The organism is Vibrio sp. M260121, from assembly GCF_036533715.1.
In the GTDB taxonomy this organism is placed as follows: Bacteria; Pseudomonadota; Gammaproteobacteria; order Enterobacterales; family Vibrionaceae; genus Vibrio.
The window spans coordinates 36769-58113 of record NZ_JATABF010000036.1; the positions used below are offsets into that span (position 1 = coordinate 36769).

Consider the following 21345-nt stretch of genomic DNA (forward strand, 5'->3'; position numbering starts at 1 on the left):
AGTGACACGCGATCAATTTGAGTTATTAGCCCCGGGCGGCGATCTGGATTCCATCAAAGCTGCCATTGCTGCGGGTGCCGATGCTATCTACTGCGGACTAGACCGTTTTAATGCCCGCAACCGAGCGACCAATCTCACTTTAGATAACTTGAATGGCGTGCTGACGCTAGCTCATCAGCACAACTGTAAGATCTTCCTGACTCTGAACGTGTTGATTCTGGAAAGCGAAATCCCAGCCATCGTGCGTTTGCTTAGCCAATTAAACACCACCGCAATTGATGGCGTGATCGTGCAAGATCTTGGTTTGGCTTACATTCTCAAGAATCATTTCCCAGATCTAGACGTACACGCTTCAACCCAGCTCAACACGCACAACGAGGGACAGATCTTGTTCCTTAACCAGTTAACGGCGAGCCGCGTGAACCTCTCTCGTGAACTGAACATCAATGAGATCAAGCATCTGGCTCAGTTTGGTCGTGAGCATGACGTGATGATGGAAGTGTTTGTGCACGGCTCTTACTGCATTGGTTTCTCTGGCATCTGTTACATCAGTTCTGCGCGCAACGGTGCTTCGGGCAACCGTGGTCGTTGTAGCCAGCCTTGCCGTGAACAGTACGAAACCACCAAAACAGGTAACAGCTACCCTCTCAACATGAAGGACAACTCAGCATTTGGCGATCTAGAAGCGCTTGCCGATGCGGGCGTGTATTCGTTGAAAGTGGAAGGCCGCATTAAGAAATCCCACTACGTTTACACCGTAGTCGATAACTGGCGTAAACAGATTGATCGCTTGTGCGAAGGCGTAGAATTGTCAAACGACACCACAGAGTTGTACACCGTATTTAACCGCGATTTCTCTAACGCGTTTTTGCAAGGTGATTTCGGTAAAGCGATGTACATCGATAACCCTCGCGATCACGCAGTGAAACACTTCACAAAGATCTACAAATGCGAATCCGCCGATGATGTGCAAGGCGTGAAGAAGAAGCTCTACGATGACAAAACCGCAATCATTGAGAAGGTTGCAGAGAAGACTCAAGATTTTGATGTGACTTCAACGCAAACTTCTGGCAGCAGCCTAAAGGGTGCGATTGATGTACCGACTTTGCCGACGCTGCCTCAACCAGATATTCGCGAAGGCGCTCCGAAGCTATCTGTCTTGATTTCATCCGTAGAAGACACCGCACTATGCGAAGACAGCAATGTCGATGTGTATTTCCAGCTACCAATGGGATTGGCGGGTGAACTGAATGCGATGATTGAGTTGTTCCAAGCAACCCCAAGATTGAAACCTTGGTTCCCTGCGATTTTGATTGGTGACGATTACCAAGCCGCACGTGCATTCTTAGAAGCAGTGAAACCAGAATTGTCGATCACCAATAACTCTGGCGTGGGCATTTTGGCTCAAGAGCTGGGATTAGGTTGGGTTGCAGGCCCGCAGATGAACACGGTGAACTCCTACTCGTTCAAATGTTTGCAAGAAGAGTTCGCCGCAAGCGGTGCGTTTATCTCTAACGAGCTGAACATGAAGCAGATGCGCCACATTAAGCGCCCGCACAACATGCGCAGCTACTACAGCATTTACCACCCGAACACTCTGCTGACCAGTCGCCAGTGTTTGTTCCAACAAACCGAAGGTTGCCGCAAAATTAAGGTTAACAAAGGCTGTTTGAAGCGTTGTGACAAGCGCACATCGATCATCAACCTAAAAGACAACCCGTATGTGGTGCAAAAACAAAAAGGCAGTCACAACTCGATCTACAGCGAGCACAACGTGTTGAACCTACAAATGCTGCAAGATTTGCCGCAACTGTTAACTGACGTGTTGATCGACCTACGCGACATCCAGACAGAAACCAAAGTCTCGATGACCAAACCTGAATTGATCGATGCCTTTACCGCTCTGCTGAATGAACACAATGAGCAGCATGCTGAAGCTCTTAATACCACTATTCACCCGACGGCAAACGCTCAATACTTGAAAGGCTTGTAACGGAATCTCATCAGATTCAACTGCACAATTTATGGAAAACTTATGCACCCAATGAAGCAAGAAACACTGAGCTACTTTGATGATTTGAACTACAGCGTGATGGCTCAAATGGAAGAAGTTTATGAGCTCAAGCAAAACCGTACGGGCTTAACCGTTGAGCTTAACTTTTCAGTGCTTGGTAAAGGCAAATTGCCCGCAGAAAGCGAACAGAGAACCGATAAGAAGCTGTATTTCATTGATATTGAAGACATCGAACGCATTGGGTTTGAAGCGCTCGAACCCTTCGTGGTTGGGCTTGGTGAGCATTGCTCTATGGTGGTGTTTGAAGAAGATTTCTTTGAACAAAGCATGAAAGAGATGTGGATGTTCCTATCGAACGATCCGCGTGATCGTGACGTTTTCAACGACAGTAAGTTTTATCGCCCTTAACCCTTTCAAGGCGATTTTGCTCTTGATTTTTACCTCTTGGATGGCCGTTTTGAACACCAAAATTGCCATCCAATTTATCCCGCTGATTCTGACTCTGTACCAGCCTATTTTTGGGCTCAAGATCCACTTTTCTCATCGTATTAGCAATTCATTTTATTCGCCCCAACAATGCTCTCCCACCCAACCAAAAGCATTAATCAAGTAAATACTCTAACCACCAATAATTGACATCAATATTCATCCCAATCAATAAATTAGCTCAGTTTATAAACCTAAGTGCATATGGTGATTTTTTTCTGAATCGGCCTTCAAATTTTGAGTTGTTTCTTTTCATTTGTAACTGGATGTAAGCAAAAAATATGAGTGATTTCGGCAGTGGTTAGATCAAGGGGCTTCCCTCTCTTTGTGACGTTTGCTTAGTGTTTGAAGTCCTCGCCGGAAATCCCCCACGACATAGAAAATCAACAAGGACAGTCACTTAGCTTTTTTAAGCAAGTGATGAGGATTCAACAATGAAGAAAACAACAATCAGTTTGATGGTAACCGCGGTGCTCATGAGCTCCCCAATCATGGCCACTTCGGCACTCGGCGCAACACAAGAAAACATCATAACGGCCGCTCAAAGCGAGTCAGTCTCTGCCACGATAACCGTGCCACAGGTTGACCAGTGGTACTCACAAGCGCAGGTCGATTTGAAGAATATCTCGGGTCAGCAATTAGACTTGGCGGACGCAGAGATTTGGGTAACGTCAGACAAAGATGCGACGGTGAATAGCTCATGGGGCGCACCTTTTAATGTCAGCAGCCCTGCTCCCAATACGTTTGTCTTTACTCATGACAGCACGTCACAAATTCTAAACGATGGTCAAACGGCTCAAATCTACTTTGGTCTCAATGCCAGCAATGGTGATTACATCGATGGAAACGACGTGCACATCGAGAAGGTGATCATCAAGAATGATCCTGCGCTTCAAGGCGAGATCACCCTACAAGCACCAAGCGCACCACACGCCAGCCTAGCCGCGGCATCGATTTTGGTCGAAGGTGAAAACTACAGTGAGACCGTGTCTGTACCGTGGGGAAGCAGCTTTGTTCTGGAGCACCTCCAAGATGGCGAATATCAAGTCACCGCTCAAGATGTAACGAGCGAAATGGGGATTGCCCACGCCTCCTCGCCAACCTCAATCGTGACGGTCGATAGCGATGCAACGCAGCCGAGTGTTTCCGTGCAGTACGATGCGTTTATTTACTACGCGACCATCTCGCTCACCATGCCTGCACTGGATGGCATTACGGCAAGCCTAACCACAGATGCCACCGTGAAAGCGGCAGGCACACAAGACGTTGAACGCAGCCTAGTGGTGCCATTTGGCGGCGAGATCGACATCAGCAAACTGCTTGATAACCACAAATACGATCTCTCCTACTCACCTATCACGGTGAACAACGTGCTTTACCAACCGAGCGACAACCTCGATGTAATGGTCAACAAAGACACGGCGACAGAAATCAGCACTAACATCGTTGAAACGCCGATTGCGAGTGACAACTTCACTACCGTTCAAGCAAGCATTGTCGACTTACCTCAAGAAGCGATGCCAATTGTGCTCAACCTTGTCGCGAAAGATGGCTCTAGCCGCTACAGCTACGAGATTACTAGCTCGCCATTCACTTTACCTGACGACGTTAAACCAGGTGAGTACGATATCCAAATCGATTCGGTATTTGCTGGAGATACACGTTACGCCTATGACGGTGATGACTCTGTCTCTGTCACGCAAAGTGATGCTCCGTTGTTGCTAACGCTGCCATTCCGCGAAGCGATGAGCCTTGCAGTCAAAGGCTTCCCAGACTACGTAGCCAACGGTACAGTGACGAACGACAGCGAACAAACCACCAATGAAATCGGTGCAACCAAGGTTAATGCCATCTTCAAATACGCGGGCTTGAGCGGCTCTGGTGATCCAGGTGTTATCTTGGCGAAAGACGAGCTTCCACTACATAGAACGTACGCGAACGCACAAAGTGCTTCAGACCTTTCAGGCCATCACGTACTGCCAGTCATGGTTGTTTACACTGCAAACGCTAGTGGCGGTGCAAGTTGGACAGACTTAGTCGATGATGAATTGCTCTACAAACATTACGCGACCTTCATTACTCAAGCCATTGCGGCGCAAGAGTACGCGGCTGGTGATGGCAGCTCGCCAATGTCGTTTGTGCTTAACCCTGACTTCTTAGGTGAACTACAGAAAAACCCGAGCCATGTGGATGACCTGAACCAAGCGGGCGCGGTCAATGTGAATGACCAACTGGCACGTGCGTTGGATTACATGAAGACGACCTACGGTTATCAACCACCAGTAGCCGTTCCTCAATTTGAGAACACGCTGAAAGGCTACATTGCGTCACTCAACTTCATCATGAATGGCTTAGCAGAAGACGTAACTTACGGCTGGCAAATCAACTTGTGGGCGGTAGGCTCTGCCAACTGGATTCACCAGACCGACGACCAATCAGCTGACAAAGGCCTAGAAGTGGCGAACTTCGTCAACTCGCTGGATGTTTACACTGGCACTTACCAACCAGATTACATTGTGTTCGATAAGTATGAGCGCGACGGTTTCGGCTCAGAAGCAATCGCGAACTACGCGTACAACGCCACCAGCTGGACACGTTACCTATCGTATGTGAAAACCATCAGTGATGGCGTTGAATCTCCGGCCATGATTTGGCAAATCCCAGGTGGTCACATGCCGACTCAAAATGAAGGCAATACACTGATCAACGTTGAGCATGAGGCGTCTGGCGGCTCTTACTTTATGGGTGATGCGCGCATCGGCACGGACATCAATAACGTACGTACTGGCCTACTCGACAAGCAGCTCAATCCAACCACTTACAACGGTGCGAGTAACGTTCGCGAATTGCTAGAAAAAGACGCGGGCTACGACTGGTCTCATGTGGCTATGCAAGATCTACCGAAGAGCAACGTGTTTGCCCTTTTGTGGGGTGGTGGCTCAACTACGGCGGTCGTTACCATTGGTTCGAACGGCACGGACAACGGCTGGCTAGACAACAAAGTCGACGCTTACGCGCAAAACCCAACGTGTTTGGTTGGCAACGATTGTGACGGCTCAATTTGGGGCGGTGACGGCGGCGATAAGCCACCAGTCGACAATAATCCACCAAGCGTTTCACTGTCTCCGAACTATCAGGTAAGCAGCGGCGAAAGCGTAACCATTACCGCTAACGCTTCTGATCCGGACGGCGATGTGATTAGCTATCAATGGAGTGTTCCTTCTGACCTGACAGTTGTCGGCAATACCAATAGCGACACGCTAGTGGTAACGGCTCCGGTCACAGACCCAGACCTCACCTTCACGATTTCAGTGCAGGTTTCTGATGGCGAGCTAAATGCCTCAGATTCGACATCACTGAAGGTGGTTGGCGATAACAGTGGTGGCGGTGATGGCATTTGTGCCGACATCCCAGAGTTCGAGCAAAGACAATATCAACCGGGCGAACAAGTGACCTACCAAGGCAACTTGTATCAAGCCGACCGTTGGACAGACTCGACGCTGACCCCGGCTGACCCATACTCAGGCTGGACGTTGATTGATAGCTGTTCGTAACAATCAGATTAATCAGGGTTAACCACCCAAGCTCATAACACTCGATACCGTCTTAATAGGCGGTATCTTTTTGTTTGGTTTCATTTATTCCAAGGCCACTCTAAATCTCACATTCTGTTCTAAACTAATAGAAAGCCGTGTAACGCCTTGTAAGGTAATGCTTTTACTAGGCACTAAGGCATGCTTAACATTCAGAAAGGCAAAGGATGAAGATTTCAAAAGGCATTGAAGAACAAGGCATCCCCGTTGGCAACTACTACGACAAGTACAACACTCAAAACCCTATTGCTCGGAGGTTGATGCAAGGCTTCGACCGTAACTTAACGGAACTGGTCAACAACGTAGCACCGCAATCAATACACGAAGTAGGTTGTGGGGAGGGGGTATGGGTACTCAAATGGCAACTGCAGGGTATTGATGCTAAGGGCAGTGATTTCTCTCATCAAGTCATTCAACTCGCGAAAGAAAATGCTCAGTCTAGTCACCTAAAAGAAAACCTATTTGAACAGAAGAGTGTCTATGACGTTGAGGCAGCGCATGACTCTGCTGAGATGATTGTTTGCTGCGAAGTACTTGAACATTTAGAGCACCCAGAACAAGCCCTCATCGCACTCCAACAACTTAACGCCTCCCACTATATTTTCAGTGTCCCGCGAGAGCCACTGTGGCGAGTACTGAATATGGCGAGAGGGAAATACCTGCAAGATGGTGGTAATACGCCAGGACATATTCAGCATTGGTCAAAACGGACATTCAAAGCACTGCTGTCCCAGCATTTCGAGATTCTTGAAGTGCGATCCCCGATTCCTTGGACAATGGTACTCTGCCAACGAGTCGAAGATGAGTAAGGGAAAAATAAAACTCATCTTAAGGTGGCTCGGCAGGTTGATTACTGTTTTTGCCATCGCGTTCGTCGTTGCGAAAATCACTGATTATTCTCAGCAAATAAACATAAAGTCCCTTTCCGCTCAAACTTTCTTTATTACGGCTCTCTGCGTTTTACTTTATGCGTTCGGTAACTTACTTTTAGCCCAAGCGTGGGGGCTCTTGTTGTCCGGCCTAGGTTCTCGGTTAAAGCGTGAGTCCGTGATTTGGGTGTTCGGTGTCTCCCAACTCGCCAAATACTTACCGGGCAATGTCTTTCAATTCGCCAATCGGCAAATCCTTGGCGTGGAACAAGGCATCAACAACCATACCTTGTTGAAATCCTCAGCTTGGGAAGTCGGGCTAATGATAGTGACGGCGAGTACCTTCAGCACCTTTCTTATCACTTATTACTTCCCCGGCCTAACATGGCTCAGTCTTGTGTCTTTTTTCACTTTAAATGCCGTTCTAGCCGGTATTTTGCTGCGCATATCGGACATCAACTGTGTGAAAGCATTTGGGTTGTACCTGCTCTTTTTTACGTTGTCCGGTAGCTTATTATCTGCGGTGTATTTGAGCCTACCTACTCACGATGGAGCTGGACAATGGAGCCAGCTTATTGCTTATTTTGTTATCGCTTGGCTCGTCGGTTTTCTTACTCCTGGCGCACCTGCAGGGTTAGGAGTGAGAGAAGCCGTATTGCTTGTTTTATTGGGCACAACCGCACATCAAGAAACACTATTACTCGCCGTGCTGCTTTCACGCATCATTACTGTTTTTGGTGATCTGCTTTTCTTTGCCATCACTTCTTTTTATCGACCACGACAGAAGATTTCGACCAATTAACGTTTATACCCTTACTCAGACTACTCTCCCGAACGCTTTCTCCGTTTCTCGAATTCACTTGTCTCTTTGGGCTGCCCTTGCTTTTCGAGTTTCTCTTCCAAAACTTCAATGCGATGCAATACCTTTTCCGTCAACTTCCGGTTGAAACCAATTAAATCAGCAACTAACCCCATTAATAGCGTGATGAAGCCTAGAATCAATAACGTAGAGCCAAGCACCAAAGACTGCACATGACCGTCGCCCGCCCCATGAAAGAAAAAGTACAAGAAGCGCATAATAGGAATCACACCACAGACCATGGCCACAAGACCAATAAACAGGAACACCTGCAATGGTCGATACATGGTGTAGACACGCACTAACGTCGATACCGACATTTTCAAGAACTGCGGAATACTCTTAAATAGGCGAGACTCTCGAGTCTTCTCATTGGTTCGGATCGGGACAGAAACCACATTTAATCGCTTGGCGCTGGCCTGAATCAGCATCTCGATGGTGTAGCTGAAGTCCGAGACAATATTGATTTGCTGCGCTGCACTTCGACTAATAGCACGAAAGCCACTCACCGCATCACTGACTGGTAATGCGGTTGCTTTAGCAATCACAAAACTGCCAAACACTTGCAAACAACGCTTAAAAAAAGAAAAGTGTTTATTGCTGTATCCACCACGATCGCCAACCACAATCTCAGCTTGCTGCTCTAAGATGGGCTTGACCAACAACGCAATATCTTCCCCGTTGTATTGGTTGTCGCCATCGGTATTCACAATGATGTCCGCGTGCTGGCGTAGACATTCTTCCAGCCCTTTACGAAAGGTGTGCGCTAGCCCTTTGTTACTGTGGTTAATCACAATGTGATCGACGCCCAACGCTTTGGCAACCTCTGCAGTACCATCTGTCGAACCGTCATCAATGATAAGAATTTCTACCTTATCAATACCTTCAATCTCTCGCGGTATGGTATGGATAACCGCGGCAATATTATCCGCTTCGTTATAACAAGGTATCTGGACTATCAACTTCATCAAATCACCTTCTTTCTACTAGAGCGAGGGTCAGAACCCAGTGAACAACGCTTTTGATTGGGAAACATTCTCTGGTCGGTATAGATGATCACCCCAGCGCATCACAACCTCGCCAGCGGATGGCGAACTCACTTGGTATGAACCTTTCGATAAATACCGAACTTGGTCACTTTTCCATGTTTGGCCATCGAGCAAAATATCGATTTCTCCCTCAAGGGTGTATTCACCTTCAATGTGAATTTGAATCACTTGCAGCTCATCTTCCTGAGTAAAATGCAGCACTTTTCCGGCAACAAAGAGATCTTGCCAGTGATGAATATAATTCGATTTCAGCGCCTCACTATCTTGCGCTAGTAACCATTCTTTTGGCTCCGAGTCATCGTGCCCACCTTCGTTAGACTGATTAACGTTATGCGCATTTACACCAAGCACATCTAAATAGTGCGTATTGGCCACGACAAACACGGGATTCGCATTTTCTATCGCGGATTGAATCACAGGGATGCCTCTTGCTTGATAATCCTCATAGCCCCAAGTACTCATAAAGAAGCCCTGCTTTGAATAGCTGGAAATCATGGAGCAGCGATCAATGTAGGCGACAGGCTGAGGAAAGATCTTATGAAGTTCTTCGATAAAGTTGCGTTGATAATCCAGTGTACTTTTCGTCGGAAAAATAAAACCATTTACCACAATGGAAACCGCAAATAGGCTCGGAATAATAATGGAGAAAAAGCGGCTGGCTTTATCACTCAGATAATGCTGAGCCCCATCCCATGCGACGGCGAACAACACACACACCGGCGCTAACATAAAAGCGTAGTAATAAGGAAAGGCATTTCGATACAACAACAAAGTGCCGAGCAAAAGCACCAAACTCAGTAACTTCAGAGACGTAGCACGGTTGATTTGAATTTGATTAAAGCAAGAGAAGACCGCAAAGGCGATACCGAACAGTAAAGCGATCCAATAACCAATGTCCGTCACCAATGAATGCTGGAAATAAAACCATCGTGGAAAGAACTCTCTTTGATTCATGGTTTTATCCACTGCACTCAACATAGAGCCCGCATCTGCTCCACTACTCAAACCACTAATGGTGAAATAATGCCAACTGTAGAGAATCGCAAATGACACCAATATCGAGCAGCCATAAATCAAAATTTGCTTGGCGTATCCCACGCGATCTTGTGTCCAATAAAAACAAACCAACACCGTCATTAAAAAGGTGGGAATATACAAAGACGTCTTAAGTGTGATGAGCAAAGCGACGGCGGTAAGCGCTCCACAGACAACCGAAGTGCGCCAAGTAAGCTGAGCCCGAAATACATAGAACAAAGAGATCATGATCAGGAAAGTAGCAATAGGATCCGTTCTAAAGCTTGCCCCCATTCGGACATTGAATGAGAAAGCAAAGTAAGCAAGTACCGCAAACAAAGCACCCGAGACACTGCACTGAAGTCGGCAAAGCTTATAAATGCACAGCCCTGTTCCCAACTGAAAGGCGATCATAACTAATCTAGCGGCAATGATTTGATCGACTTCATTGCTAGAAACATGCTGCAGCCAAGTGAAAAAGTGGATATGAAAGGTTTGAAAGCTATTGATTGCCTCACCGTCAATCAATTGGTGAACAAAAGAAAGGTAATAAAATTCATCCCAATTGACTTCGTAGCGGAATGCCACATAAAAACGAGCGACCACAGCGGTAAAAAGCAACGCCCCCAATATAAGTGAGGAACGAGGCAGAACCTTGGCTCTTAACTGGCTGTACTTATCTATCTGCTCGGTTGTTTCCATAGGCACACTTTCCTTGTTAACCTACTTATCATTCATCCTCTTGTTACAAGACTCTTTCCGTTTGAAGGCGCATAAGTACTTGAACAATTTTGACCAAACCCGTTGTCAGTATAGTTGCTCCTAAACATCCACGAAGGATTCTCTTGGTAACAACAAGATCAACCGATAACCTCATCAGAAATCACATGTTTACTCCCTCTAAGCTTGAACAAGATAAAAAGCCCATCCAAACGAGCATTTTGAATGGTTGTGATTGTTATGTGATTCAAACTCGTACTAACAATTCTTGAACACTCGCCTTGCACTGACTACAATGGCGCACTTTTTCTAATGACTTCAAGGTCACACAAAATGACAGATACAGCTAAACCAGCTCTACCAGATCGCCTAGCGGGTAACCCACGTAGCCCATTCTTCATCAAAGAATGCTTCGAGCACCAAATCGGTATTCGTATCAACGGCCAAGAACGTACTGACGTAGAAGAATACTGCATCAGCGAAGGTTGGGTAAAAATTGCTTCTCCTAAAGCAAAAGACCGTTTCGGTAACCCAATGCTTATCAAGCTAAAAGGCGAAGTTGAAGCGTACTACGTGTAAGCTGACCACGCTGAATGTATTTGAAAGCTCGAGTTTGACTCGGGCTTTTTTAATGCCTGTCATATCCCTTCCTCATTTAATCTCTTCCCTCTTCTTTTCAGTACAAGTTATTAAGAAATCAATGTAAATCGCTGTTTTTGTCTGATTGTTGTCTAAAGTTTCTAAAGAACGAACTGCAATAGCGATTGCCAGAAGAAACGACACCTTTTTAATACAGGGAGAGGAAATGGAAAGCCCACTTGTCACACTCAAACACGCCAGCAAAAGCTTTGTTGATGGCAAAGAGACACATCGCGTGTTGGAAGGCGTCGACTTTACGTTGAACACAGGAGCGAGTGTTGCGCTGACGGGAGCAAGTGGCAGCGGCAAAAGTACCTTACTCAATGTCATCGCTGGCTTTGAGCCACTTTCCGATGGTGAGTTGTGGTTAGATGGTGATAACACATCGGCTTGGAAAGACCCGCAATGGAGCCGATTTCGACACCAAAAACTCGGTGTTATCTTCCAGCAATTCAATCTATTAACGCCGCTCAACGTGCAGCAAAACATCGCCTTCCCTCTGCATTTGAATCAACAGAAATGGAACGACTGGTGCGATTATTTGGTCGAGACTCTAGGCATCAGCCAACTTCTCGACAGACATGTTTCTGCCCTTTCCGGCGGTCAACAGCAACGAGTCGCTATCGCACGCGCATTGGTACACAAACCTAAGCTTCTACTCGCCGATGAACCCACAGGTAACCTCGACCAAAAAGCAGGGTTAGAAGTGATGAAACTACTCAGTGAAATCACCACCCAAGGCAATACGGCGGTGCTGTTAGTCACCCACAGCCCTGAGTGCGCTGAGTTTATGAAAACACGGCTGCGCTTGGATAACAGTCAGCTACAGAACAATCATCAAGTAAACAAACATGAGCTTCGCCATGAAGCAAGCTAAGCTATCAAACACCAGATTCACTCATACCCGACTCGCCCTGAGTCTGTTTGTAGCACATTATCGACAAGCGCCGCTGCAAGCTGCTGCGATTCTGATCGGTATCGTGTTGGCTGTGACCTTATTTGTTGCGGTGCAAGCCATCAACCTCAATGCCAAACGCAGTTATGCTGAGTCTACCGAGCAGCTTAGCGCACAAGCTCAGAACTTAATTATTCCCCCAGCAGGGCAAAACTATCTGCCCGAGTCTCTTTACTTCACCCTTAGACAAAACGGACTCAGTGCAGCACTACCGGTAATCGAAGGGCGAGTGAGAGACGAACAAGGTCGACGCTGGTCAGTACAAGGTAGCGAATTGATTGCCGCTATCTCTTCACGTTCGCGCTATTCTTCAGAAAACCAACAGAACGTGTCTTTGTTCGACAGTGCTTTACCTTTACCTGATCTTTTGGCCGGAAAGCCGATCGTGATGATGAGCCAATCTCAACATCAAAACTTAGGAGAGGTAGAAACCCTAACTTTAGACGACATCCCAACCCAAGTGGTGGTATTACCCGATGATTGGCAATTGGGCAGCCGAATGTTGATGGACATTGGCTTTGCCCAGCAACTGCTCAATAAACAAGGACAGCTCAGTTACATTGCGGTTTTCCATTCGGGTGATAAAGGGAATAAAGACACGCAAGCAAATTGGCAGAAGCTGATTGGCGATCAAGGGCAATGGATTTCCAACAATCAAAGCACAGACCTTGGCGCGCTGACCGACAGCTTTCACCTCAATCTCACAGCAATGAGCTTACTTGCCTTTTTAGTCGGGCTGTTCATTGCCTACAACGGCGTAAAATACAGCTTGCTGAAACGCAATCGTCTGTTAGTACAAATCCAACAGGCAGGTGTTGCGCCGAGCATTGTGTTCTCTGCGCTGTTGGTTGAACTCACTATTCTCGTTACCATCGGTGCTTCGCTGGGTTTTGTATTGGGGATGCAACTTAGCCATTGGTTGCATCCGACCGTGGCACTGACTTTAGAGCAACTTTATGGTGCGACACTGCTGCCCGGCACTTGGCAGTGGCAATGGTGGGCGCAAGCATTGCTGCTCACGTTAGCCGCCACCCTGTTGGCGTGTTGGCAGCACTTTAAACAGCGAGTGCGCCAGCCGCTCTCCTCTCATGGCGGTTTTTATCAAGCGCCGGAAGCCTCTAACGAAAACCAATTGTTCGTCATAGGTATTGCGTTAACGGCTTTCGCACTTGCAGGGTTATGGCTGAGTGAGCACCACCGATTTACCATGGCGTGGCTTGGCATGCTTGTGGTGTCGATTCCTTTATATCTACCCAAAACACTCAGCGTCTTAGCAAATTGGTGTGAAAAACGCACTACTTCCGGTTTGGTGCAGTACCTGTTTGCTGAGCTGCGTGAGCTGATTTCTCCGCTTTCTCTCGCCATGATGGCGTTGCTACTCGCCGTTACTGCCAATATGGGGATGAACACCTTAGTAGGCAGCTTTGAATCCACCTTAAAACAGTGGTTAGAACAAAGGTTGCACTCCGATATTTACGTCAGCCCTGCCCAAGGAGAAATCGCAGATGTGGAGCGTGCATTGGGGCAGTTCGACAATGTTGAGACCGTCTACAAGCAATACTACGTCGACGATAATCTGCAAGGCTTACCGATTTTGCTTGGTACCAAAGACAAAGACACCTTAGAGCAAACCATGGTGTTCAAATCGCATTTGGAGAACTTCTGGTCCCGCTTTTACCAAGGTGAGCTGGTTGCCATCAGTGAACCAACCGCGGTCAAACTGGGTTTATCACTGGGTAGCGAGCTCACGCTTGATGCCGCTCCAAATAAGAACCTGCTTGTGGGTGCGGTATTCCATGATTACGGCTCACCCAACGGTGAAGTGTTATTGGCACCTAAATTATGGCAAGAGAGCGGATTTACCGACTTGCCGACAAGCCTTGGCATTAAAGTATCTGGTGACCCACAAATCGTCTACGACCAACTACGCGAGCAATTGAATCTGCATCCAAGTCAGCTCTACGATCAGGCGCAAATCAAATCCATCGCGTTGGATATATTCTCACAGACCTTCGCCATTACGCGCGCGCTCAACGGCGTAACTTTGATGGTCGCCGTGATTGGCTTGTTCAGTGCTTGTTTTATGTTACTCGACGCGCGCAAAGCCGCCATTGCAAGGCTGTACGCACTTGGTGTTAGTCGTCGTAAATTAATGACCATAGTGGTCGGACAGATCGTCGCTCTGGTGAGTTTTACTCTGGTTATCGCCCTTCCCCTCGGTGCCATGGTGGGATATGTGTTGACAGATATCGTCACCTTGCGTGCTTTTGGTTGGAGCTTAAATTATCTGTGGAATTGGAATGATGCCCTTAGCATTGCGGCGATCACCGTCTTGGTGGCAGTGATTGCAACCTTGATTCCGCTATGGCGATTGGTCAGTAAGCCTGTCGTGTCCAGTTTGCAAAGCGAGGTGTTGTGATGATTCGATTGGCAAGCAAACTGACTCTGCTCATAAGCAGCTTGATCCTATTTGGATGTGAAGATGCCCAACAAAAAAATATGAGCACACAAAATATGGGCACTTTGCTGGGCAGTGGAGATATGCAAAGCGAGAGCAACCCATTCACACCCGTGGAAAAAGGGGTTGAACTCACCTTCCCTGCAGACCATCAAGCGCACCCGAATTTTCGTCATGAATGGTGGTATTTAACCGCCAACTTAATCGATGAAGACGGCAACCCACTTGGCGTTCAATGGACACAATTTCGCTTTGCCGCTGCGCCGCCAACGGGCGAAGATGACGTGAAGAAAACCGAGTGGCAAACCAAGCAAATCTACATGGCGCACAGCGCGGTAACCACAACAGACAAACACCATGCAGATGAAAAATGGTCACGCGACCAAGCCTCTCTAGCCGGCGTCGATGACTCTCCATTTCGGGTTTATCTCGATGATTGGCAGTGGACTTCTTCAACCAACGACCTCTTCCCTGCCACGCTAAATGCCAATTCAGAACAGTTTGGCTACTCACTCACTCTTACCAGCCACGCGCCTTATCAAAAGCAAGGCGAACAAGGTTACAGCACCAAAAGTGCCGATGGTCAGGTGGCTTCGTATTACTACAGCCAACCGTTTATTGATGTCTCCGGTGAAGTTACGATCGACGGCAAAACCCATCAAGTATCCGGCAGAGGTTGGATAGACCGAGAGTGGAGCTCGCAGTTCTTGCTCGATTCACAACAGGGCTGGGACTGGTTTGCTCTAAGGTTGAGTGACGAAACCAGCTTGGTCGTGTTCCAATTGCGGGATTCCAAAACCGGACAAGCCAGTTACTCCAATGCAAGGCTGATGCAGCAAGATGGTTCTGGCATTGCTATCCCACAAAAAGACATTCAGTTAAAGGCAACCAAGCAAACAGAAATCCAAGGGCGAAAGTTTCCAACCCAGTGGCAAGTGTCGATTCCAAATCAGCAAATTGAGCTTACCGTTTCTGCACTCAACCCGAACGCAAAAATGCTGCTTTCTGTGCCTTATTGGGAAGGCCCAGTACGTATTGAGGGCTCTCATTCTGGGACAGGTTATATGGAGCTAACGGGGTATTGAAATGTTGAGCGGGAGCCCCAATTATCCTTGTAGAACAAATACTGGCAACCACGTCATACACTGCGCAGCAGTATCATCCAATGATTGAAAGGAAATATGATGAACCCAATTATCGCCTTGCTGAAAGAGAACAACATCAGCGATGAACAGATCAACGAAATCTTCCAGACTCTGACGCAAAACCCGCTCGCAGCAATGGCAACTATCAGCCAACTGGGTTTGCCACAAGAGAAGCTACAAATGCTGATGGCACAAGTGATGCAAAACCCTGCGCTAATCAAAGAAGCAGTGGAAGAGCTAGGATTGGATTTCTCAAAGGTTGAAGAAGCAAAAGAGAAGCTTCAGAGCCAGAACCAAAACAACTAAGTTTCCCTTCCTTAAGTAAAGGCCGCTATCACCGTCGTTTAAGATGATCGCGGCCTTTGTCATTCTACCGCCGAAACATCTTGAACCTGGGTGTTAGAACATGACAAACCGTTCAAAAGGCTCTCCATACATCGAAATTACCTATCAAGTGAAATAGGAAATAGCTATCAATAGGATAGTTACAAGCGATTTTCCTTAATCACACTCCGATGAGAATATACTTTCCGAAAGCAACAACAGCTCAGCTTAAAACATTCAAAGGAAAGTAAATTATGATTAATACTCAAATCAAACCATTTGCAGCTACAGCGTACAAAAACGGCGAATTCGTTGAAGTAACAGAACAAGACGTTCTAGGTAAATGGGCAGTATTCTTCTTCTACCCAGCAGACTTTACGTTTGTATGTCCAACAGAACTGGGCGACCTAGCAGACCACTACGAAGAGCTACAAAAACGTGGCGTAGAAGTTTACTCAGTATCTACTGACACACACTTCACTCACAAAGCATGGCACGACAGCTCAGACACAATCGGTAAAATTCAGTACTACATGCTTGGCGATCAAACAGGCAACATCACAAACAACTTCGGTGTGATGCGTGAAGGTCAAGGTCTTGCAGACCGTGCAACGTTCCTAATCGACCCAGAAGGTACTATCCAAGCAATGGAAATCACTGCTGAAGGTATCGGTCGCGACGCAGAAGACCTACTACGCAAAGTGAAAGCAGCTCAATACGTAGCAGCACACCCAGGCGAAGTTTGCCCAGCTAAATGGAAAGAAGGTGAAGAGACTCTAGCTCCATCACTAGACCTAGTTGGCAAAATCTAAGCCACTGAAATTTAAGTTCTAATCAGTTCTCGATTTCCTTTTTCTGATTAGAACTGAATTAGAGAGCACTTCAGGTTAGATACCTTGACGACCTTCTGCCTGATTTGCTCTCTCCCCCTCAGGTTTTATCTACAGTAACCACTTTTTATTACCTATCTGAATAAGTAGGTGTGCAGTAATTGCGTAGAAAAAATCGTTTAGAACCAGGCATAGATTTTCGATAGCTAGTTCCCCTAACTACAAAATCTATAACGCAGTTATCAACGATTTTAGCTAGCAAGAATGAACAAATACTTGTTTTGATTGGTAACTATTTAATTAAGGTAGTAACAACTATGTTAGACCAAGCGATCCAACAACAACTCAAACAATATCTGGCTAATGTAAAAGAAGAAGTTCGTTTAGTGGTTAGTCTAGATGAAAGCAAAGCATCGAATGACATTTTGTCTCTAGCGAACCAAATCGCAGAGATGAGCGACCTAATCACCGTTGAACGTGACGACAACGCAAGCGCACGTAAACCAGTGATGGCGGTAACTAACCCAGCAAAAGGCACTGCACTACGCTTTGCAGGCTTGCCAATGGGTCACGAATTTACCTCTCTAGTATTGGCACTGCTTCATTCTGGCGGTCACCCAATCAAACTAGAACCAGAAGTGATTGAGCAAATCGCAGCACTAGACAAAGATCTAGACGTAGAAGTCTTCATTTCTCTGTCGTGTCAAAACTGTCCCGACGTGGTTCAAGTGTTCAACATGATGGCGGCGATCAACCCGAAAGTAAAAGCAACCATGATCGATGGTGGTTTGTTCCAAGATGAAGTGAAGAAGCGCGACATCATGGCAGTACCAAGTGTATTCGTGAACGGTGAGCTATTCGGTCAAGGCCGTATGTCTCTGACTGAAATCCTAAACAAAGTGGATGACGGCGCGAGCGAGAAAGCGGCGAAAGCACTGAGCGAAAAAGACCCATACGACGTACTTGTTGTCGGCGGTGGTCCTGGCGGTAGCGCAGCTGCTCTATACGCCGCTCGTAAAGGTATTCGCACTGGCGTTGTTGCTAAGCGTTTTGGTGGTCAGGTTATGGACACCATGGCAATCGAGAACTTCATTTCGGTAAAACGTACTGAAGGTCCAAAACTAGCAACTGACCTAGCAGAGCACCTAAAAGAATACGACGTAGACGTTGTGACTGAGCAACAAGCTGAGAAGCTAATGGGCGCAGCATACACAGAAGATGGTTTGATTCACATCCAACTTGAAAGCGGCGCAACGCTGAAGAGTAAGAGTGTCATCCTTAGCCCAGGTGCACGCTGGCGTGAAATGAACGTTCCGGGTGAACAAGAGTACCGCAACAAAGGTGTCGCATACTGCCCACACTGTGACGGTCCACTATTCAAAGGCAAGAAAACTGCGGTTATCGGTGGTGGTAACTCAGGCATCGAAGCAGCTATCGACCTTGCTGGTATCGTCGAACACGTAACGGTTCTTGAATTCGCAGACGTACTTCGCGCAGACCAAGTGCTTATCGACAAAGCGAACTCACTACCAAACGTAGACATCATCACGATGGCGCAAACAACAGAAGTCGTAGGTGACGGTACTCGCGTAACAAGCTTGAAGTACAAAGACCGCAACACAGATGAAATCAAAGAGATTGAACTGTCAGGTATCTTTGTTCAAATCGGTCTAGTGCCAAACACAGAATGGCTAAAAGATTCAGAAGTAGCGCTATCTGAGCGCGGCGAAATTGAAGTCGGTAGCCATGGCGAAACTAGCCTAGAAGGTGTGTTCGCAGCGGGTGACGCAACAACCGTTCCTTACAAACAGATCATCATTGCGATGGGTGAAGGTGCAAAAGCAAGCTTAGGCGCATTTGACTACCTAATCCGTAAACAAGGTTAATCTCCAATTTCTTGAGCACAAAGCGCACGGTGCTGTGTTTTCTTCCCCGGAAAACCAATCGGGGCACCGTGACAGCGATGAGTAACAAGAAATAAAATCAAAAAACCTAGAAGCCCAAAGACTTTGCCAGCAGGTATTAACTGCTGGCTTTTTTGTTTTTTTGGCGAAAGCACTGAGCACACAGCAAGAAAGAACAGACCTCCCCCTTAATAACCATATTCAAATGCTTGGCAAACGATGTCGAGAAAGGGGGAGTTGGAGGGGGTTGCAAGCACGTAGCCCAACGTTAAGCCTCAAACCAACAACCCCACCTAACCTCCCCTTGTATCAAACTCCGAAGCTCTCAACACACCGAGTTCTAAGGGGAGGGGCTGGTTCTGCACTCGCGGATAATTCAATTCACACTGCGACACAGCAACGCGTTGAGAATAGATTCTGAATACTCGCTTTGGCTCCTTCAGAATGACGCTGTTCGTTTGGCGCTCTCTCCGTGTCATTCCCGCGAACCTAGGTGAGACAGGGAATCTACTCACCACAAACTCGATCGAAAATGATTAACAAGAACAAGCAAAGGGTGAAAGAAGGTTGCAAACACCTAACCTAACGTTAAGCCTCAACGCTGCTTAGCAAACACTTGAGTCCAATAATAGCGATAGCTTGCTGACTGGTTTTCAACCATGGATGCGCCCACTTGGTCGAAGTTGGCATTCATGATATTGAGGCAGTGGCCTTCACTTGATAACCAAGAGTTCATCACGGCATTAATTGAGTTTTGCCCTGCTGCCACGTTCTCACCTAGTCGACTCCAAGCATAGCCCGTCGCGTTGACTCGGCTTGAAAGCGTACTTCCATCCGACCCTGTGTGACTCATAAAATCACTGTTTGCCATATCACTAGAGTGCCCATAAGCGGCGCTTTCGAGATCGTAACTCCAAGTCAGTGCGCCAACCGGTGGCATGGTTTTAGAGCCACATTGCTGAGTTTTAGAACGAGCATCGTTTACGACGGCCAGCATCTGCTCGGCAAAAGTGGTTTCTGTCGGTGGTGTATCTGGGAATTGTGAGCCGCTGTCTGCAGGTGATGACGAATTTCCATCGCCGCCACATGCGCTGAGAAGTAGCGCCAATGCTGGCACTAAGATCTTTGTTGGCATTGTCTGTCCTTATATTCATAACGAAAGGTAAAATACGCTTTCGATAACCAAGGAAAATAACCTAACAAAAATTCATTTGAGCACCATATGGTGCAGAGTGTTTTGACCGAATACTCACGCTACGCTTTCATAGCTCGAATTGGCTTACGGCTCAAACCTATTTCATTTGCACTGAACAGGAAAAACTTAACCGCCTCAAAGAGGCGCTTCCTTTCTGCGACTAGGCATAAAAGGGTCAAAACTCTACCAATAGTTAAATGCGAGTTCGTTTAGCCATACTTTAAAAGTATTTATATTTTTCAACAATTTGATAAAAACAAAGTCTACACAAACCATCACATTTATAATGGTGCACGTTCCCTATCAATCCTTTAACACGATACACTTAAATGAATTAGATTTACGTTCATTTCATAAGTCGTTACACAACTCGGGGCTTTAGGGCTTTACATCTGGCGCAATGAGATGAACACTTCCCACCAAAGTAAAATCGCAGCCGACATAGTAGAGTCAGTAAAATTATGAGTAACACGACGGCGAAAAAGTCGAATCCATTATTCGAGGTCCTGTTTAACGTCATCATTCCTTCATTCATTTTGATGAAGTTCAGTGGTGAAGAGCACCTAGGTACAGCATTGGCACTGGTTGTCGCTTTGATGTTCCCTTTGGTGTACGGCGGCATGGATCTTATCCGCAACAAGAAGTTTAACTTCATCTCTGCACTGGGCTTTATCAGCGTGCTCTTAACCGGTGGTATTGGCTTGTTAGAGCTAGACACGCGCTGGTTGGCATTGAAAGAAGCCTTAATCCCAGGCTTGATCGGTCTTGCAGTGTTGGGCTCAACCTTCACTCGCTACCCGCTTATGCAAAAGATGCTGTTGAATGACACCATTTTAAACCTACCGCTGATTAACGAGCGCCTGGCTCAGAATGGCAAAACACAAGCGTTTAAGCGCTGCTTAATGTCTTCGAACTACCTATTCGCAAGTACGTTTGCCTTCTCATCAGCGATGAACTACTTCCTAGCGACGTGGATTGTTACCAGCCCAGCAGGTACAGCGGCGTTCAATGAAGAATTGGGTAAACTGACACTGTACAGTTACCCGATGATTGCCATTCCAAGTATGTTGATGATGTTTGGTATTTTCTACTACATCTGGCGTCAAGTTCGCGCGATGACGTCGCTAGAAACTGAGCAGATTTTTCATACCAAGTAACACCTGCTCAAATGCATTAAGATAAACAAGCCCCCCGATAGTTGCTCGCCAATTATCGGGGTTTTGTTTTTAGAATGAGGACACTACGACACTCGTGTTAAAAAGAGTTGTTAAGCCCTGATTCTTTAAAGTTC

Annotated in this window: 16 protein-coding genes; 13 read left to right on the forward strand and 3 right to left on the reverse strand. The window is 46.8% G+C overall.

The features are described from left to right. Nucleotide 1 precedes the first annotated feature (1 nt). From QTO06_RS18060 to QTO06_RS18080, 5 genes are all read left to right on the forward strand, one after another. On the forward strand, nt 2–1993 hold the full coding sequence (locus QTO06_RS18060; RefSeq protein ID WP_331409227.1) for a peptidase U32 family protein: 1992 nt from the start codon (nt 2–4) through the stop codon (nt 1991–1993). A gap of 42 nt (nt 1994–2035) precedes the next feature. Continuing rightward, nucleotides 2036–2422 carry a hypothetical protein gene (locus QTO06_RS18065; protein ID WP_331409228.1) on the forward strand — a complete coding sequence of 129 codons (387 nt, stop codon included), beginning with the start codon at nt 2036–2038 and terminating at the stop codon, nt 2420–2422. A gap of 512 nt (nt 2423–2934) precedes the next feature. Further along, nucleotides 2935–6054 carry a PKD domain-containing protein gene (locus tag QTO06_RS18070; protein ID WP_331409229.1) on the forward strand — a complete coding sequence of 1040 codons (3120 nt, stop codon included), beginning with the start codon at nt 2935–2937 and terminating at the stop codon, nt 6052–6054. 206 nt (nt 6055–6260) lie between these two features. Continuing rightward, complete coding sequence (locus QTO06_RS18075; RefSeq protein ID WP_331409230.1) at nt 6261–6902, forward strand: class I SAM-dependent methyltransferase; 642 nt, start codon at nt 6261–6263, stop codon at nt 6900–6902. Next, entirely contained in the window at nt 6895–7764 is an 870-nt protein-coding gene (locus QTO06_RS18080; protein ID WP_331409231.1) for a hypothetical protein, read from the forward strand. Before QTO06_RS18075 ends, QTO06_RS18080 begins: the two co-directional genes overlap by 8 nt. A 20-nt stretch (nt 7765–7784) precedes the next feature. Here the strand turns inward: QTO06_RS18080 and QTO06_RS18085 are convergent, their stop codons facing one another. Together QTO06_RS18085 and QTO06_RS18090 are read right to left on the reverse strand one after the other, a co-directional pair. After that, entirely contained in the window at nt 7785–8789 is a 1005-nt protein-coding gene (locus QTO06_RS18085; protein ID WP_331409232.1) for a glycosyltransferase family 2 protein, read from the reverse strand. 30 nt (nt 8790–8819) lie between these two features. After that, nucleotides 8820–10586, reverse strand: coding sequence for an ArnT family glycosyltransferase (locus QTO06_RS18090; RefSeq protein WP_331409234.1), 1767 nt, complete (start codon nt 10584–10586; stop codon nt 8820–8822). A 351-nt stretch (nt 10587–10937) separates the two neighbouring features. On the opposite strand from QTO06_RS18090, the gene QTO06_RS18095 reads away from it, so the two are divergent. From QTO06_RS18095 to ahpF, 7 genes are all read left to right on the forward strand, one after another. Continuing rightward, on the forward strand, nt 10938–11183 hold the full coding sequence (locus QTO06_RS18095; RefSeq protein WP_005374689.1) for a DUF3297 family protein: 246 nt from the start codon (nt 10938–10940) through the stop codon (nt 11181–11183). Nucleotides 11184–11409: 226 nt separating this feature from the next. Beyond that, the gene (locus QTO06_RS18100; RefSeq protein WP_331409235.1) at nt 11410–12120 is read left to right on the forward strand and encodes an ABC transporter ATP-binding protein; all 711 of its coding nucleotides are present in this window, start codon (nt 11410–11412) and stop codon (nt 12118–12120) included. Next, entirely contained in the window at nt 12107–14617 is a 2511-nt protein-coding gene (locus tag QTO06_RS18105) for an ABC transporter permease (protein ID WP_331409248.1), read from the forward strand. Before QTO06_RS18100 ends, QTO06_RS18105 begins: the two co-directional genes overlap by 14 nt. After that, nucleotides 14617–15741, forward strand: a complete 1125-nt coding sequence (locus QTO06_RS18110; protein ID WP_331409236.1) for a lipocalin-like domain-containing protein — start codon at nt 14617–14619, stop codon at nt 15739–15741. Before QTO06_RS18105 ends, QTO06_RS18110 begins: the two co-directional genes overlap by 1 nt. A gap of 99 nt (nt 15742–15840) precedes the next feature. Further along, complete coding sequence (locus QTO06_RS18115) at nt 15841–16107, forward strand: DUF2999 family protein (RefSeq protein ID WP_331409249.1); 267 nt, start codon at nt 15841–15843, stop codon at nt 16105–16107. 272 nt (nt 16108–16379) lie between these two features. Next, nucleotides 16380–16937 (forward strand): alkyl hydroperoxide reductase subunit C, encoded by a 558-nt coding sequence (gene ahpC, locus QTO06_RS18120; RefSeq protein ID WP_005374632.1) that lies wholly within the window; start codon nt 16380–16382, stop codon nt 16935–16937. A 335-nt stretch (nt 16938–17272) separates the two neighbouring features. Further along, entirely contained in the window at nt 17273–18841 is a 1569-nt protein-coding gene (gene ahpF, locus QTO06_RS18125; protein WP_331409238.1) for an alkyl hydroperoxide reductase subunit F, read from the forward strand. A 613-nt stretch (nt 18842–19454) separates the two neighbouring features. Here the strand turns inward: ahpF and QTO06_RS18130 are convergent. Beyond that, on the reverse strand, nt 19455–19994 hold the full coding sequence (locus tag QTO06_RS18130) for a CAP domain-containing protein (RefSeq protein WP_331409239.1): 540 nt from the start codon (nt 19992–19994) through the stop codon (nt 19455–19457). 521 nt (nt 19995–20515) lie between these two features. Here QTO06_RS18130 and QTO06_RS18135 point away from each other — a divergent pair. Next, nucleotides 20516–21211, forward strand: coding sequence for a VC0807 family protein (locus tag QTO06_RS18135; protein ID WP_331409240.1), 696 nt, complete (start codon nt 20516–20518; stop codon nt 21209–21211). The last annotated feature ends 134 nt before the right edge of the window (nt 21212–21345 follow it).

Bases quoted from the DNA above. Each gene is read 5' to 3' on its own strand.
- QTO06_RS18065 (WP_331409228.1), top strand. From the start codon at position 2,036: ATGCACCCAATGAAGCAAGAAACACTGAGCTACTTTGATGATTTGAAC.
- QTO06_RS18070 (WP_331409229.1), top strand. From the start codon at position 2,935: ATGAAGAAAACAACAATCAGTTTGATGGTAACCGCGGTGCTCATGAGC.
- QTO06_RS18075 (WP_331409230.1), top strand. From the start codon at position 6,261: ATGAAGATTTCAAAAGGCATTGAAGAACAAGGCATCCCCGTTGGCAAC.
- QTO06_RS18080 (WP_331409231.1), top strand. From the start codon at position 6,895: ATGAGTAAGGGAAAAATAAAACTCATCTTAAGGTGGCTCGGCAGGTTG.
- QTO06_RS18085 (WP_331409232.1), bottom strand. From the start codon at position 8,789: ATGAAGTTGATAGTCCAGATACCTTGTTATAACGAAGCGGATAATATT.
- QTO06_RS18090 (WP_331409234.1), bottom strand. From the start codon at position 10,586: ATGGAAACAACCGAGCAGATAGATAAGTACAGCCAGTTAAGAGCCAAG.
- QTO06_RS18095 (WP_005374689.1), top strand. From the start codon at position 10,938: ATGACAGATACAGCTAAACCAGCTCTACCAGATCGCCTAGCGGGTAAC.
- QTO06_RS18100 (WP_331409235.1), top strand. From the start codon at position 11,410: ATGGAAAGCCCACTTGTCACACTCAAACACGCCAGCAAAAGCTTTGTT.
- QTO06_RS18105 (WP_331409248.1), top strand. From the start codon at position 12,107: ATGAAGCAAGCTAAGCTATCAAACACCAGATTCACTCATACCCGACTC.
- QTO06_RS18110 (WP_331409236.1), top strand. From the start codon at position 14,617: ATGATTCGATTGGCAAGCAAACTGACTCTGCTCATAAGCAGCTTGATC.
- QTO06_RS18115 (WP_331409249.1), top strand. From the start codon at position 15,841: ATGAACCCAATTATCGCCTTGCTGAAAGAGAACAACATCAGCGATGAA.
- ahpC (WP_005374632.1), top strand. From the start codon at position 16,380: ATGATTAATACTCAAATCAAACCATTTGCAGCTACAGCGTACAAAAAC.
- ahpF (WP_331409238.1), top strand. From the start codon at position 17,273: ATGTTAGACCAAGCGATCCAACAACAACTCAAACAATATCTGGCTAAT.
- QTO06_RS18130 (WP_331409239.1), bottom strand. From the start codon at position 19,994: ATGCCAACAAAGATCTTAGTGCCAGCATTGGCGCTACTTCTCAGCGCA.
- QTO06_RS18135 (WP_331409240.1), top strand. From the start codon at position 20,516: ATGAGTAACACGACGGCGAAAAAGTCGAATCCATTATTCGAGGTCCTG.